Origin of the sequence: Novosphingobium album (ex Hu et al. 2023), from assembly GCF_022832385.1 — a bacterium.
Lineage (GTDB): Bacteria > Pseudomonadota > Alphaproteobacteria > Sphingomonadales > Sphingomonadaceae > Novosphingobium > Novosphingobium album.
In genome coordinates this window covers 35485-50238 of record NZ_JALHLE010000014.1, presented here as the reverse complement: position 1 = coordinate 50238, position 14754 = coordinate 35485, and the positions used below count along the sequence as shown (strand labels likewise).

Annotated in this window: 15 protein-coding genes and 2 tRNA genes; 8 read left to right on the top strand and 9 right to left on the bottom strand. The window is 65.2% G+C overall.

Going from position 1 to position 14754, the window contains the following annotated elements; all coding sequences use genetic code 11:
* Nucleotides 1–215: 215 nt before the first annotated feature.
* Nucleotides 216–302 (bottom strand) — tRNA-Leu (locus MTR64_RS10940).
* Nucleotides 303–548: 246 nt separating this feature from the next.
* On the opposite strand from MTR64_RS10940, the gene MTR64_RS10935 reads away from it, so the two are divergent.
* Nucleotides 549–1514, top strand: coding sequence for a complex I NDUFA9 subunit family protein (locus MTR64_RS10935; protein ID WP_243993699.1), 966 nt, complete (start codon nucleotides 549–551; stop codon nucleotides 1512–1514).
* Between the two features lie 42 nt (nucleotides 1515–1556).
* On the opposite strand, the gene MTR64_RS10930 is transcribed toward MTR64_RS10935, so the two are convergent.
* Nucleotides 1557–2228 carry a glutathione S-transferase family protein gene (locus tag MTR64_RS10930; protein WP_243993697.1) on the bottom strand — a complete coding sequence of 224 codons (672 nt, stop codon included), beginning with the start codon at nucleotides 2226–2228 and terminating at the stop codon, nucleotides 1557–1559.
* A 209-nt stretch (nucleotides 2229–2437) separates the two neighbouring features.
* Between MTR64_RS10930 and MTR64_RS10925 the strand changes: the two genes are divergently transcribed.
* Entirely contained in the window at nucleotides 2438–2824 is a 387-nt protein-coding gene (locus tag MTR64_RS10925; RefSeq protein ID WP_243993695.1) for a VOC family protein, read from the top strand.
* Here the strand turns inward: MTR64_RS10925 and metW are convergent.
* Together metW and metX are read right to left on the bottom strand one after the other, a co-directional pair.
* On the bottom strand, nucleotides 2821–3414 hold the full coding sequence (gene metW, locus MTR64_RS10920; protein ID WP_243993693.1) for a methionine biosynthesis protein MetW: 594 nt from the start codon (nucleotides 3412–3414) through the stop codon (nucleotides 2821–2823). The genes MTR64_RS10925 and metW overlap by 4 nt on opposite strands.
* Nucleotides 3411–4520, bottom strand: coding sequence for a homoserine O-acetyltransferase MetX (gene metX, locus MTR64_RS10915; protein ID WP_243993690.1), 1110 nt, complete (start codon nucleotides 4518–4520; stop codon nucleotides 3411–3413). Before metX ends, metW begins: the two co-directional genes overlap by 4 nt.
* An 85-nt stretch (nucleotides 4521–4605) precedes the next feature.
* On the opposite strand from metX, the gene hisC reads away from it, so the two are divergent.
* The 3 genes from hisC (at nucleotide 4606) to MTR64_RS10900 (ending at nucleotide 7758) form a co-directional block, all read left to right on the top strand.
* On the top strand, nucleotides 4606–5718 hold the full coding sequence (gene hisC / locus MTR64_RS10910) for a histidinol-phosphate transaminase (RefSeq protein ID WP_243993689.1): 1113 nt from the start codon (nucleotides 4606–4608) through the stop codon (nucleotides 5716–5718).
* Complete coding sequence (locus MTR64_RS10905; RefSeq protein ID WP_243993687.1) at nucleotides 5715–6638, top strand: prephenate/arogenate dehydrogenase family protein; 924 nt, start codon at nucleotides 5715–5717, stop codon at nucleotides 6636–6638. The genes hisC and MTR64_RS10905 overlap by 4 nt, the downstream gene beginning before the upstream one ends.
* A 334-nt stretch (nucleotides 6639–6972) precedes the next feature.
* The gene (locus MTR64_RS10900; RefSeq protein ID WP_243993685.1) at nucleotides 6973–7758 is read left to right on the top strand and encodes a transglutaminase-like domain-containing protein; all 786 of its coding nucleotides are present in this window, start codon (nucleotides 6973–6975) and stop codon (nucleotides 7756–7758) included.
* Nucleotides 7759–7764: 6 nt separating this feature from the next.
* On the opposite strand, the gene MTR64_RS10895 is transcribed toward MTR64_RS10900, so the two are convergent.
* The 4 genes from MTR64_RS10895 to ftsE are packed head-to-tail and all read right to left on the bottom strand — an operon-like array spanning nucleotide 7765 to nucleotide 10639.
* Nucleotides 7765–8460 (bottom strand): lysophospholipid acyltransferase family protein, encoded by a 696-nt coding sequence (locus MTR64_RS10895; RefSeq protein ID WP_243993684.1) that lies wholly within the window; start codon nucleotides 8458–8460, stop codon nucleotides 7765–7767.
* Nucleotides 8460–8993: a YdcF family protein gene (locus MTR64_RS10890; protein WP_243993682.1), complete on the bottom strand. Its 534-nt coding sequence runs from the start codon at nucleotides 8991–8993 to the stop codon at nucleotides 8460–8462. The genes MTR64_RS10895 and MTR64_RS10890 overlap by 1 nt, the downstream gene beginning before the upstream one ends.
* Nucleotides 8994–9023: 30 nt before the next feature.
* Nucleotides 9024–9872: a cell division protein FtsX gene (locus MTR64_RS10885; protein WP_419144938.1), complete on the bottom strand. Its 849-nt coding sequence runs from the start codon at nucleotides 9870–9872 to the stop codon at nucleotides 9024–9026.
* Between the two features lie 53 nt (nucleotides 9873–9925).
* On the bottom strand, nucleotides 9926–10639 hold the full coding sequence (ftsE, locus tag MTR64_RS10880) for a cell division ATP-binding protein FtsE (protein WP_243993680.1): 714 nt from the start codon (nucleotides 10637–10639) through the stop codon (nucleotides 9926–9928).
* Nucleotides 10640–10787: 148 nt separating this feature from the next.
* Between ftsE and MTR64_RS10875 the strand changes: the two genes are divergently transcribed.
* The 3 genes from MTR64_RS10875 (at nucleotide 10788) to MTR64_RS10865 (ending at nucleotide 13624) form a co-directional block, all read left to right on the top strand.
* Nucleotides 10788–11633 (top strand): MJ0042-type zinc finger domain-containing protein, encoded by an 846-nt coding sequence (locus tag MTR64_RS10875; protein WP_243993679.1) that lies wholly within the window; start codon nucleotides 10788–10790, stop codon nucleotides 11631–11633.
* 148 nt (nucleotides 11634–11781) lie between these two features.
* Nucleotides 11782–11868, top strand: a tRNA-Leu gene (locus tag MTR64_RS10870).
* Between the two features lie 160 nt (nucleotides 11869–12028).
* Nucleotides 12029–13624, top strand: a complete 1596-nt coding sequence (locus MTR64_RS10865) for a S10 family peptidase (RefSeq protein ID WP_243993678.1) — start codon at nucleotides 12029–12031, stop codon at nucleotides 13622–13624.
* 15 nt (nucleotides 13625–13639) lie between these two features.
* On the opposite strand, the gene MTR64_RS10860 is transcribed toward MTR64_RS10865, so the two are convergent.
* Nucleotides 13640–14629, bottom strand: a complete 990-nt coding sequence (locus tag MTR64_RS10860) for a DUF2891 domain-containing protein (RefSeq protein ID WP_243993677.1) — start codon at nucleotides 14627–14629, stop codon at nucleotides 13640–13642.
* Nucleotides 14630–14754 lie beyond the last annotated feature (125 nt).

The following is a 14754-nucleotide window of genomic DNA, read 5'->3' as shown; positions in this document are numbered from 1 at the left end:
AAAATCTAAAACAGATTTTGGGCCACTCAGAAGGGGGCAGATCATGTTCATGCGGGTATCGCCCTTCAAAAAGGCGATTTCGGTACCCTCAGAAATACCCTCATTGTTCCTGGTTGGTACCGGATACGCCCGGATTTGACTGGACGATCATAACACAAAAAATGGCGGATTTCAGCCACTTCCTGGACGTCAGTGGACGTTGCCAGGAGAACAAATGGTGCCCAGAAGAGGACTCGAACCTCCACGCCGTTGCCAGCGCCGCCACCTGAAGACGGTGCGTCTACCAATTCCGCCATCTGGGCACGGGCGGGGAGGCGGAACGCGTTCCCCGCTGGGTAGGAGCGCGCCTCTACGCAGGCGGCGCGGGGTTGTCAACGGGGAAGGGGGCAAGATTTTTTCTTCTTTGCGGGCGCGGCGGTGAAGCACGATGGTGCAGGCCGCGCAACTGTGCGGTTGCCCCCTGTGCGGCCTTGTGGCAGGGGCGAAAATCATGTGCTGCGGTGCGGGATGAAAAGGCTCGTGCCGCTGACCGAAGGACCGATCTGACCATGAGCCAACGCCCCTCCGATTCCCTTGCAGGCAAGACCGTTACTGTCCTTGGCGGCAGTGGCTTTGTCGGCAGGCATCTGGCGCAGGAACTGCTGGCGCGCGGTGTGCGTCTGCGCGTCGCCAGCCGCAACCCGCAGAAAGCCTATGCGATCAAGACGCTCGGCAATCTCGGTCAGGTGCAGTTCGCGCGCGTTGATGTGACGAAGCCCGATTCGCTGGCGGCGGTGCTCGCAGGGTCGGACGCCGTTGTGAACCTCGTGGGCGCGTTCGAGGGCAATCTCGACGCGGTGCAGGGGCAGGGCGCAAGCCTCATTGCAGCTGCTGCAAAGGCCGCCGGGGCCACTGCCTTCGTGCATGTGTCCGCGATTGGCGCCGATGCGCAGTCCGACGTTGCCTATGCCCGCACCAAGGCGGAAGGCGAAGCTGCCGTGTGCGCCGAGTTTCCCGAAGCGACGATCGTGCGCCCTTCGCTGATTTTCGGCCCGGACGACTCGTTCCTGATGATGTTCGGTGGCCTGATGTCGCGGATGCCGGTGCTGCCGGTCTTTGCACCCGAGGCGAAGCTGCAGCCGGTTTTCGTAGATGACGTTGCGGAAGCCATCGCCAATGCCCTGTCCGAGCCGGCGGTGTATGGCGGCAAGACCTATGAGGTTGCCGGTCCCGAAGTTCTCACGATGCTTGAACTGAATCAGCGTATTGCCGACGCGGAAGGCCGTGCGCGAAGCTTTGTTGTATTGCCGGACGCGGTGTCGGGGCTGATTGCCGCGTTCGGATGGCTGCCGGGTGCGCCTATCACCAGCGATCAGTTCAAGCTGCTCAAGGCTGGCAGCGTCGCCAGCGGCACGGTTCCGGGCATTGCCGATCTGGGCGTGGCGCCGCGTCCGCTGGGCTTGTTTCTCAGCCGCTGGATGACGCAGTTCCGCAAGCACGGGCGCTTCGGCGCGAAGAACGCCAGCGCGGCCTGAATTGGCGAGCGGGCGCCGGTGGCGCCCGCTTATCGCTGAGCGTCAGGCGTCCACTTCGGCGTAGTGGCTGGGCGGCTGGATCACCTCCATCCGCTCGGACAATAGCGGGCGGAAGGACGGGCGCGACTTCATCACGAGATACCAGCCGCGCGACTGCTCGTGGCCCGACCAGTCGAGCCCGCCAAGATAGTCCGCGACCGAGATCTGCGCGGCGGCGGCCAGATCGGCCAGCGTCATTGTCGGCCCGGCCAGCCAGGGGCGGGTGTCGATCAGGTAATCGAGGTAGTCGAGATAGTCGTGCGAGAGCTTCATTGCTTCGCGCAGCGCCTTCGCGTCCGGCGACTGGCGCAGGACCAGCCGCTTCTTCATGCGTTCGAGCAGCAGAGGGCCGGAGACGTCGTTGTAAAAGTTCTCGTCGAACATGGCGATCAGGCGGCGGATCTCCGCGCGCTGTTGCGCGGTGCCGCTGATCAGCGGACTGCGATCGACAGTTTCCTCGAAATATTCGCAGATCGCACGGCTGTCGGACAGGGTGATGTTGCGCTCGGTTTCCTTGACCACGGGGGTGCGTCCCGCCGGGTTCATGGCGAAAAGCCGGTCTTCGCCATCCCAGGGGCGGATCGTCTGCAGTTCGTAGGCGATTCCCTTTTCGGCCATCAGCAGCCGGACCTTGCGGCTGTAGGGGCAGAGCGGGAACTGGAATATGTGCCACATGGCATTGCGATGCCAAAGCGGTGCCGGGCCGTCCACCCGCAGCGGCTCGGGTGGTAGGACTAAACGCGTGGATAAGTCGGCGAGGCGTGCCTGCGGGCAGCCAGGGCGACATATCGCCCCGACGCGGGAGAGGGTGGTTGACCCTGAGGCGCAGGAGCGGAAAGTTCGCCATGATTGGGCCAACGGGCCCATGAGGGAGAGGCGAAAACATGCTGCTGAAATCTATCCGTCTGGGGTCGAACGACCTTGCGAAGACCCGGGCGTTCTACGATGCGACGTTTGGCGCGCTGGGCGTTGCCGAGTGCTCGACGCCGGAGCAATATCCGATCGTCATGTGGGACCTTGGCGGTGTGAAGTTCCTGCTCGGCCCTGCACGCGACGGCCAGCCCTGCACTTTCGCCAATGGCGGTACGATCATCTTGGAGGCGGACAGCGAGGATGCGGTGAAGGCCTGGCATACGGCCGGCCTTGCCAATGGCGGCAGCAGTGAGGGCCAGCCGGAGGCCAAGCCACAGGCGCGCGGGGCTTTCGGGGCCTACCTGCGCGATCCGGACGGCAACAAGCTGGGAGCCTATTTCGGCCTGCAGATGGGCTAACTGCGCGACAGCAGGAAAACCGCGTGTTCGGCGCGGAAGTTTGCCGCCGCCGCGCTGCACCGCGCGTCTCCAGAGAGAAACCACTGGCCTTCGACGGTGATCCCGCGCTCCTTCACCAGCGCGCGGAAGTCGTTGATGGTCAGGTGGTGGATGTTGGGGGTCTCGTACCAAGGGATCGGCAGCAGCCGGGTTACCGGCATCCGCCCGTTCCACAGCAGCGACATGCGCACGCGCCAGTGCGCGAAGTTGGGGAAGCTGACGAAGGCCTTGCGGCCGATGCGCAGAAGGTCTTCCAGCACCATGTCGGGGCGCATCGCCGTCTGCAGCGTCTGCGACAAGATCGCGTAGTCGACTGACTTGTCGGGATAGAAGGCGAGGTCCTTGTCGGCATCGCCCTGAATGACCGCGAGGCCCCTGGCAACGCAGGTGCCGACGTTGGCCGGATCGAGTTCCATACCGCGCGCGTCGCAGTGTTTCTGGTCGCGCAGCGCAGCCATCAGCGTGCCGTCGCCGCAGCCGACGTCGAGCAGGCTGGAGCCGGATGCGACATTGGCGGCGATGACCGCGAGGTCGGGGCGAAGCGCGGTCATTGCTTCAGGAACCCTTCGATGACGCGGTCGAGCGCAGGGACGTCGAGCAGGAACGAGTCGTGCCCGAACGGTGCCGACAGCTCGACGAAGCTCACCGGCAGCCCGGCTGCGTTGAGGGCGTGGACGACATTGCGCGATTCGGCGGTGGGATAGAGCCAGTCGGTATCGAAGCTGACGAGGCAGAAGCGCGCCTTCGATTGGGCGAAGGCATTGGCCAGCAGTCCGCCGTGCTCCTCGGCCAGATCGAAGTAGTCCATGGCGCGGGTGATGTAGAGATAGGAGTTCGCGTCGAACCGGTCGGTGAACGAGAGGCCCTGATAGCGCAGGTAGCTTTCGATCTGGAAATCGGCGTCGAAACCGAAGGTCTTTTCCGCGCGGTCCTGCAGGCGGCGGCCGAACTTGGCGGTGAGGCCCTCTTCGGAGAGATAAGTGATGTGCGCGGCCATCCGGGCTACCGCGAGGCCCTTTTCCGGGCCCTTGCCGTGTTCGTAGTATTTGCCCTCGCGCCATTCGGGATCGGCCATGATGGCTTGGCGCCCGACCTCGTGGAACGCGATGTTCTGGGCCGAGTGGCGCGCGGTCGACGCGATTACCAGCGCGGCGCGGGTGCGCTCGGGGAAGTTGGCGGCGAGTGAGAGCACCTGCATCCCGCCCATCGATCCGCCCACCACCGCGTGCAGGCTCTCGATCCCGAGCGCATCGAGCAGGGCAATGTGTCCGCGCACCATGTCGCGGATGGTGATGACCGGAAAACGCATGCCCCATGGCTCGCCGTCGGGCGCGGGGCTGGCCGGGCCGGTCGAGCCCATGCACGATCCGATCACATTGGCGCAGATCACGTGGAACCTGTCCGTATCGATCGGTTTGCCCGGGCCGACCATGCGCACCCACCAGCCGGGCTTGCCGGTCTTGGGATGGTTCGAGACGACGTGATGGTCTCCGGTCAGCGCGTGGCAGATCAGGATCGCGTTGTTCCTGGCCTCGTTGAGTGTGCCGTGTGTCTCGTAGGCGATGCGCACGCCGGGCAGGCTCTGCCCGCCGTCGAGCGGCAGCGGATCGGCCAGTTCGAGCACTTTGCTCTCGTCCAGGATCGGGGCGGTTGTCATCGTGATTTCGTGAAGTGGGGAAGGGCACTTCTCCTGTCAATCGCGGCTGTTATTTGGCGGCGGGCTGCGTTAAAGGCCCGCCGTCATGAGCGAAACCGGAACCCGCAGCAAAGCCCCCACTCCCAAGCCCTGGATCGCGGCGATCCATGCCTATGTGCCCGGCAAGTCGGCGGGCAAGGACGGGCGGCCGCTGATCAAGCTTTCGGCGAATGAGAACCCGCTTGGTACCAGCGAGGCCGCACTTGCAGCCAAGGCGAAGGCACCAGCGCTCTACCCGGACCCGGACAGCAAGGACCTGCGTGCCCGGCTCGGCGATCTGCATGGGATCGATCCGGCGCGCATCGTCATGGGCACCGGCTCGGACGAGCTGCTGAACCTTGCCGCGCAGGGCTATGCGGGGCTCGGCGACGAAGTGATCTACGTGCGCTACGGCTTTTCGGTCTACGACATCGCCGCCCGCCGCTGCGGCGCGGCGCCGGTGGTGGCGCCCGATGCCGATTACGGCACAGATGTCGATGCGCTGCTGGCGCTGGTGACGGACAAGACGCGCGTGGTCTTCGTCGCCAACCCGAACAACCCCACCGGCTCGTTCCTGCCCAAAGGCGAGATCGTGCGGCTGCACGCAGCGCTGCCCACCGACGTGCTGCTGGTGATTGATCAGGCTTACGGCGAATACGTCGCGCCCGAGGACGAGGATGGCGCCATGGCGCTGGCAGCAGCGCACGACAACGTGCTGGTCACGCGCACGTTTTCCAAGATCTTCGGCCTTGCCGGTGAGCGGATCGGCTGGGGCACCGGCGCGCCGGGGATCATCGACACGCTCAACCGCATTCGCGGGCCGTTCAACATTTCCAGCACCGGGCAGGCCATGGCTGCCGCCGCGCTGGACGACATGACCTTTGTCGAGCGCAGCCGCGTCCACAACCGCGACGAGCGCGCCCGCTTCGTCGAGAAGATCGTGGCGCTGAGCAATCACGGCCTGCGCCCGTTGCCGAGTCAGGCGAATTTCGTGCTGGTGCTGTTCGAAGGCAAGCTGACCGCCGAGGCCGCATTCGACGGTCTGGCCGAGCGTGGCTACATCGTGCGCTGGCTGCCCAATCAGGGCCTGCCGCATGGCCTGCGCATTACCATTGGTCATCCGCATGACATGGATGCCATCGCAGAAGGTATCCGTGAAATGGCGGAGGCTGCGCAGTGAGTTTCGAGCGGGTTGCGATTATCGGACTGGGGTTGCAGGGCGGCTCGATCGGCCTTGCCGTGCAGGAGTACCTGCCGGGGATCGCGACCACGGGCTATGACCTTTCGCCGGAAAACCGCGCGCGTGCCGCCGGGCGCGGGCTTGTGCATGCGGTCTTCGATACCGCAGAGGATGCCGTGCGCGATGCCGATCTGGTGATCTTCTGCGTGCCGCCGGGCGCGATGGGCGAAGCCGCGGCACCGCTGCGCGAGGTGATCCCGGCCCATGCGCTTGTCAGCGATGTCGGCTCCAGCAAGCAGGCGATCGCCAAGGCGCTGGGCGAGGCGCTGCCCGATCATCTCATAATTCCGGCGCACCCGGTGGCGGGCACGGAGAACTCGGGGCCGGACGCGGGCTTTGCGCATCTGTTCCGCAACCGCTGGTGCATCGTCACCCCGCCCGTGCAGACCGACCTGCTCAAGCTTTCGGCGCTGGTCGAATTCTGGGAAGCGCTCGGTGCCAATGTCGAGATCATGACGCCGGAGCACCACGATCTGGTGCTCGCGGTGACCAGCCACCTGCCGCACCTGATCGCTTATACCATCGTCGGCACTGCGTCCGATCTGGAAGACGTGACGCAGGGCGAAGTCATCAAGTATTCGGCAGGCGGCTTCCGCGACTTCACCCGCATCGCCGCCAGCGACCCGACGATGTGGCGCGATGTGTTCCTGTCGAACAAGGAGGCGGTGCTCACCATGCTCCAGCGCTTCACCGAGGACCTGACCGCTCTCCAGCGCGCGATCCGGGTGGGCGACGGCGACATGCTGTTCGACCACTTCGCCCGCACCCGCGCCATCCGGCGCTCGATCATCGAGGAAGGCCAGGACGATTCGCGGCCAGACTTCGGCCGCGGCGATCACGAGGGCGCTGCGAAGGGCTGAGACTTCGCTTGCACTATGTGCAAGGTGACACTCAGGTTGACACGGTTTACACTGTCCAGAGGATAGACTGTCACCTCCCGTGCAGGTGTAGCCTTGCGTCCTGCGCAATCGAGTGCGCCGGGTACAAGGCGGCAGGCGGGTTCAAGCGGGAAATGGCCATATCGGGGCATGCGGGCAGTGTGACAGGCTCTGCTCATGTAGGAAAACGGTTCGGTTGCGCCAGCCGCCGGCGGGTTGGCCACCCGACTGAACGAAATTTGGCAGACAAAGCGGGAGCCTCTGGCCGTTTCGCGGTTTGGGGGCGGCAAACCTGCCTCTGAAAGTGAGACTCCCGATGCCGATTTCGATCGAGACCCGTTTGGAATATGCCGTATCCGGCCCCGTCGATGTCTTGCTGCAAATCGAAGCAGCGATCATTCCGGAACAGTCCGTGCTGCACGCCCACATCGATTTGCCCCCCAGCGAGCATTTTGCCCGGGTGCAGGGACAGTCGGGTATCGGCGACCGCATCTGGCTGCGTGTCTCCGAGCCGCTCAGCGTGCACTACCGGGCGACGGTTGAGGTGAACCGGCTGCTTGCCGATGTCGGCACGCTCGCCGCCACTCCGCCGCACATGCTGCCGGGCGAGACGGTCGATTACCTGATGGCCTCACGCTATTGTCCCGCCGACACGTTCCAGGATTTCGTGAACGGCGAATTTGCCGGAACCGCAGGCGGCGCGCGCATCGCGGCCATTCGCGACTGGATCGGCCAGACGCTAAGCTACGAGCCGGGTTCCAGCGATGCCATGACCACGGCCGCGGATACCTTTCGCAGCCAAACAGGTGTGTGCCGCGACTATGCTCACCTGATGATCGCACTGGCGCGTGCCAGCGCTGTCCCGGCACGCTTCGCCAGCGTCTACGGTCTCGGCGTCGAGCCGCAGGATTTTCATGCCGTGGCGGAAGTTTTCCTCGACGGGGTATGGCACATGGTCGATGCCACCGGCATGTCCGCACCCGAAAGCATCGCCAAGATCGGGGTGGGGCGTGACGCCGCCGATGTCGCCTTCCTGACGAGCTATGGCGAGGTCGAACTGCTGGAGCAATCCGTATCGGTCGCCGCGGTAGATTCGGTGTAAGGCGGATCAGCTGTTCAGCGCATTTATCGCTTCCAGCACGCGCGCTTCCAGTTCCTCGCGCGGCAGGCCCGGTTCGATGCGCTCGCCCACGCGTACGGTGATGGTGCCGGGCTTCTTCCAGCGGCGGTGGTAGAGCGGGCCGCTGTTTACCGCCACCGGCACTACCGGCAGGCTCAGCAGCTTGTAGAGACCGGCAAAGCCCGATTGCAGGGCGCCGGGGTGGCCGTGCGGCACGCGGGTGCCTTCGGGGAAAATCGCCAGCGGGCGACCTTGCGCCGCAAAACCGCGGGCCTGCGATACCATCTTGCGCAAGGTCTTCGCGCCGCCGTCTCGCTCGATGGGGACCATGCCATAGCGCAATGCCGCATAGCCCCAGCCAGGGATGCGGATCAGTTCGATTTTGGGAAGCGGGGCGGGCCAGTCCATCTGCATCGGCAGGTCGATCGCCTCGAAGAAGCTTTCGTGCTTGATCGCGACGAGGACGCCTTCGTTCGGCATCTCGCCCTCGATCACGACCCGGATCCCCAGCAGCCAGCGCGCGCAGGACCGGTGATAGTGCGACCAGCCGCGCACGATGGCGTGGAGCAGGCGCTGGCTCACCCTTGAAGCCAGTACTGCCGCCAGTACGTAGAACACCGTGCCGGTGTAGAACACGGCATAGAACATGAGGCTTCGGAGCACGTGTACGGGCGATGCGCGCATCACTGTCCCGCCAGATTGAGCGCGGCGCGGGCCAGCAGCTTGTGGTATTCGAGGAACAGCGCGCCAAAACTCGGTTGCGAGGCTACCGCATCGCGCTCGACGCGGACGTCGGCAGGCATTTCGCGGCCCAGTTCGAGCATCGCGCGGCGCATGTGCCAGTCCGCCGTCACCAGCCGCACCGACCCGGCGTGGTGCTCGCTGACCCACTGGGCTGCCTCCATCGCGTTCGAATGGGTATCGTAGGCCTGATAGCCCAGGGTGATGCAGCAGGCCATCAGCCGGGGCGACACGCTGAACTCGGCCGCGAACTCCTTTGGCTTCACTTCGCGGTCGACGCCGGAAACCAGCAGGCGGGGTGCGCTGCCGGCCTTGAGCACGTTCACCGCATGCTCGATCCGGCCCTGGCTGCCTGTCAGCACGATCACGGCATCGGTGTGGACGTCGTCGGGCAGGGGCCGGGGCAGCGCGATGGCGAACCACAGGAACCCGAAGAGCCAGATCAGCAGGGCAAAGGCGAAGAAGCGGCGAAACATGACGGAGAGCTGTATAGGGCCTTGTGTGTACTATAGCATCTTGCGCAAGGCATGGAGAACCGTGAGGCGCGCGGTAATCATCGCCAGCAGGGTGGCCAGCACCGGCACCACCGCCAGAAGCAGCCAGTCGCTCCAGTTCAGTGCGCCGTTATCGACAAGGCCCGCACCGAGCCCGGCAAAACGGCGGCCGAGCGAGAGAATGACCACGAGAGCGAGAGCCAGCCCCACCGTACCGCCACCGGCCGCGTCATAGCCGATCGAGCGCTGGAACACGCGGGCGACCTGCGTATCCGTACCACCGAGCAGGTGGACGATCTCGATCGTGTCGCGGTTGGCGCCCAGCGCGGTGCGCGCCGCCAGTAGCACGGCCGCTGTCAGTGCGAGTGCCAGCAGCGCGACGAGGGCAATGGCCAGCAACTGCAGCGAGACCATCGCGTCGAACACCGGCTTCAGCCAGTTGGACTGGGCATCGACTCTTGCCGACGGGGCGATCGGTTTCAGCGCGGTTTCGATGGTTGAAAGTGCCTTGGGCGTCGCCGGACCTTTCAGGCGCACATCGATCAGTGCAGGCACCGGGATCGCGGAGCCTGTCGCGGTGCCGATGCCGGTGCCAAGCCAGGGCTCGATCAGGGCGTCCAGTTCGGCCTGCGGTACCAGCCGGAAACCCGAGATCCCGGGCAACATCTTGATGGAATCAACCGCGCGCCGGGCCTGCTCGGCGCGCATGTCGGCGCGCGGTTCCAGGATCTGGATCGTGACTCCGCCCTCGATCTCTGCCTTGGCGGAGGACACTGCATTGCCCAGCGCCAGGCCGGCAGCCAGGGCAATTACCGTCATCGCCACCATGATCGCGATCACCCAGGGCATCGGCCCCGACATGCGCGCCTGCGGGATCAGCTCCGCACCCCTGGCATTGAACAGGCGGCGCACCACTACAGCGTCTTCCGCGGCGGATAGCGCAGTGCGCCCGTGGGATCGGACAGGCGCCCGCGGTCGAGCCGCATGATCAGGCTGTCGGGCACCTTGCGCAGCAGGTCGAGATCGTGCGTGGCGACCACTACCGTGGTGCCCTGCCGGTTGAGCATCTCGAACAGGCGGATGAGCTTGAATGCCATGTCAGGGTCGACGTTGCCGGTCGGCTCGTCGGCCACCAGCATGGCCGGGCGGGCGATCACCGCGCGGGCAATGGCAACGCGTTGTTGCTCCCCGCCCGAAAGCGTGGGCGGGCGGGCGTCGATCCGGTCGGATAGCCCGACCCAGTCGAGAATGTCGCGGACCGGGCCGGTAAGGTCTTCCTCGCGGTGCCCGCCCACGCGCAGGGGCAGAGCGACATTGTCGAAAGCCGATAAGTGCGGGATCAGCCGGAAGTCCTGGAACACCACGCCGATCCGGCGGCGCAGTTGCGGCAGGCGGCTCCTCGGCACGGTAATGGCATCGGTGCCGAACATGCGGATCGCCCCGCGCGAAGGGCGCTGGGCGAGGTAGAGCAGCCGCAGCAGCGAGGTCTTGCCTGCACCGCTGGCGCCGGTGAGGAAATAGAACCGGCCTGGGAACAGAGTGAACGACAAATCGCTCAGCACCTCCCGGTCGGTGCCGTAGCGCAGTCCGACATTATCGAAGTGGATGATTTCCCCGTCCGTGGTCATATTCTTCCGGTTTCTGCCTTCGCCGGGTCCGAACGGGCGATGCGAGGGGCTATAACGGCCAATGAATGTGGAAAAAAGGGCATTAGACCCTGAACCCACAGGCCGAGTGCTTGTAGCATGCAAGTTAACCGTGCTTATGGAGCAGATCATGATTATTGCCTGCCCTGCCTGCTCGACGCGTTATGCCGTCCCGGACAGTGCCATCGGCGTTGATGGCCGCACGGTTCGCTGTGCGAAGTGCCGTCACAGCTGGTTCCAGGAAGGGCCGGAGCTTTTGTTCGCGGAAGCTCAGGGGGCAACATCGGTTCAGGCCAGCGCCGTCCCGTCACAGCCCGCTGCGTCGCCACTGCACGGAACGGCGTCGCCGCCTCCTGCGGCAGAGGGTGTTTCGCCGGTTGCCGCGCCCGGCCGGGAAGCGGAGCCGGAAGTCGACCCGCTGCCGCCGCTGCCGTCGAGAGCGCCGCGCCGGGCCGAGCGGGCCGCGGCTTTTTACGACGATACCGGCAACAAGCCCTACTCGGATGAGGGCGCGTCGAGTTTCGACTTCGCACCGCCGTTCCGGCCGCGCCGCAACTGGACGAAGATCGGCACCTATGCTGCCGGGATCTTCGCTGTCGTGACGCTCGGTCTTGCCGGTGCGGTTGCGTGGAGCGGATTGCCCGACTGGGTGCCGCTGCCGCGCGCGACTTTCCAGCAGGCGCAGCCGGACCTGCAGCTCGATTTTCCGCGCAACCGGCAGGACCGCAAGCCTCTGCCCGACGGCTCCGAGTTCTTCAGTGTCAGCGGCACCATCAGCAATATCGGCAGCGAGGCGCAGTACGTGCCCTCGTTGCTGGTCGTCCTGCGCGACGAGCGCGAGCGCATTGTCTACGAAAAGGAAGTGGTTCCGCCCAAGCGCAAACTGGCGCCGGGCGAGACTGTGACCATCAACGAAGCGCTGACCGACATTCCCAAGGCGGCCCACGCGGCAGAGATTGGCTGGAAGCCGAACTGACGCCCATGGCCCCGGCGCCCGGGCGTTTTCCGCAGGCGCAGGAAGATTCTCGAAAATATTGTTCGCGACTCGCTTGCGGCCTCCGAATCCCTTTGCTAAGGGCGCGCTCCTGCCACGGGGCGGATGCAAATCCAGCCCCGTTGATTTAGCGGTCGTGGCGGAATTGGTAGACGCGCAACGTTGAGGTCGTTGTGGGCGAAAGCCCGTGGAAGTTCGAGTCTTCTCGACCGCACCAGGCAGTTTCTGAAAAGCACTGATCATTGCCTTCGGGCACCCCCGCGCATGGGGATGTGGCGCCTGCAGTCCGGACTGCCTTGCGATCACAAGATCACGCACTAAGCTTCTCTGACTGGCGCTGCCATCCGGCAGCCGCCTGACTTTCAAGGAAAACGTGCATGCGCTTCGGACCGCTCCCCGTTCTTGCCGTCGCTCTCGCCTGCGTGCCAGCGGTGGCCATAGCAGCGGAGGCGCCGGACGATGGCCCTACGGCGCTGTTCCAGTCTGAGTCGGTCCAGTCGGCAGGCTCGGTCACGGTGGGCGGTTCGCGCATTGGCTTTCACGCCATCGCCGGGACGCTGGTGGTCCACGCCAAGGGCTGGGAGGACACCGACGCGCTCGATGCCAAGACCTCGGGCGATGACGATGCGCCCAAGGGCAAGGCCGAGGCCTCGATGTTCTACACCGCCTATTTCAAGGACGGTGCGCCTTCTGCCAGCCGTCCGGTCACGTTCCTGTTCAACGGCGGGCCGGGTTCCTCGACCGTGTGGCTGCATATGGGCGCTTTCGGGCCGGTACGCGTCCAGACGGCGGACAACAGCCATACGCCTCCGGCGCCCTATGGCATGGTCAACAACGATGCGAGCTTGCTCGATGCCAGCGATCTGGTGTTCATCGATGCGCCGGGCACCGGCTTCAGCCGCATCGCCGGGCCGGACAAGGACAAGGCCTTCTACGGCGTCGATCAGGACATCGATGCCTTCGCGCAGTTTATCGGCCAGTTTCTGTCGAAGTATAACCGCTGGAACTCGCCCAAGTACCTGTTCGGTGAAAGCTACGGCACAATGCGCGGGGCAGGGCTGGCGCTGGCGCTGCAGAACCAGTCGGTCGACCTCAATGGCGTGATCCTGCTGTCGGACATCCTCAACTGGGACCTCATGCCCGACGACCCGCAGGTCAATCCCTCGGTGGACCTGCCCTATATCGTCGCGCTGCCGACTTATGCGGCGACGGCCTGGTATCATCACAAGCTGGCCGAGCGGCCCGATGATCTCGGAACCCTGCTCAAGCAGGTCGAAGGCTTTGCGACCGGCGACTATGCGCAGGCGCTGATGCAGGGCAATGCCCTGCCGGAGGCCGAACGCCAGCGCATTGCCGCGAAGATGGCGGCGTTCACCGGGCTGCCGGTGAACTATCTGCTCAAGACCAACCTGCGGATCGAGTACGGCGCCTTCCAGAAGGAACTGCTGGCGGACCGGGGGCTGACCACCGGCACGCTCGACACGCGCTTTACAGGCGCGACGCTGGACCCGCTGAGCAAGGTGGCGCAATACGATCCGCAAGGCTCGGCGATCGGCGGGGCCTATATCGCTGCATTCAACCAGTATGTGCGCAGCACGCTGCATTATGGCGAGGGTAAGGAATTCAAGCCTGACATCGACGTCTATGGCAGCTGGGACTACCGGCACCAGCCTCCCGGCGCGGGCAAGCCGCTGATCGCGCTGCCCAACGTGCTGCCCGATCTGGCCGTGGCGATGAAGAACAACCCGACCATGAAAGTGATGGTGAACGGCGGCTACTTCGACGTCTCGACACCCTATTTCGAAGGCGTGTTCGAGATGCGGCACCTGCCCGTTCCGGCGGACCTGCAGGCCAATGTCGAGTATAGCTACTATCAGTCCGGGCACATGGTCTACGCGCACCTGCCTTCGCTGCATGAACTGCACGACAAGGTGGCCGCTTTCATCCGGCGCACGGATGGCGAGGCGCGCTGATCTTTCCCTGACAGGTCAGAGCAAGGCCAGCAGGGCGAAGCTCGCGAGCCAGTGGGTGCCCATGTAGTCGTCGGCGATGTGCGGCAGGCTGGCAGCGATGTGCCGCTCCGCCGCCGCGCGCGCCGGGGCCGCTACGGGATGGGCTTCGCCAAGCGCAACCGCGATTTCGCGCCAGCACCATGCGCGGCTGAGGTTGAGGCCGTCGAGGTGCGCGATCTTGCCGTCGCTGCGGTCCGAGACGGTCGCGGGGGTGAAGAGCGTGGCGGGCAGGCCCTGTGCTGCATCGGGCAGGAAAGCCTCGAACCATGCGGTGAAGGCCGCACTGTCGAGCAGGCGGCTCATCAGCATGGCTTCGGTGAGCGCGGAGGAGAGAAACTCGTCGCCGCCCGGCTCCCACGCCTGACAGCCACGGTCCGCGCCGAACCAGCCGAGCGCGGTTTCAGCGATCTGCGTGGCCAGCGCGCGATCGTACTGCACGGCCCATTCATGGGCGAGGGCGAGTGCGAAGGCGCTGTTGAAGTGCGTGCCGGTACGGATGGGGTAAGTCTGCTTGGGCAGGAACGTGCGGAAGCGCTGCGCGAAGGCTTCGGCGAGAGGCGTCAGCGCAGGGCCCCAGGGGGCAACGTGGCGCATCGCCTCGCCATGCAGGGCCAGCAGCCAGCCCCAGCCGTAAGGGCGCTCGAACCCTGCAGACGACGGGCGGTCGAGATAGGCGCATTCCGCGGCGACCAGCTCCGGCGTCAGCATGGCATCGGCGCGGGCGCGCACGGCAGCGGCCTCGGGCAAGTCCGGATAGAGCCGCGCCAGCGTGAGCACCTGCCACCAGCCGTGGACGCAGCTGTGCCAGTCGAAGCTGCCATGGAAGATCGGATGCAGCACGCGCGGGGGCAGGGCGTCCGCATCGCCGTCCAGCACATGGTCCAGCTTGTGCGGGTATTCCTGCCCCAGATGGCTGAGAGTGAGGGCAGCAAAGCGGGCGGCGGTTTCGGGATCGAGGGCAGGCATTAGGCCGTAAACTCCTAAATGGCGCCATCGAGGCGTCGAAAAGTCTGGAAATATCGGCATATTCCTGTGCCTTCTCTCCTTGCGCTGAGCCATTTTGCCTCAAACCTCGATGGTGCCATTTAGGA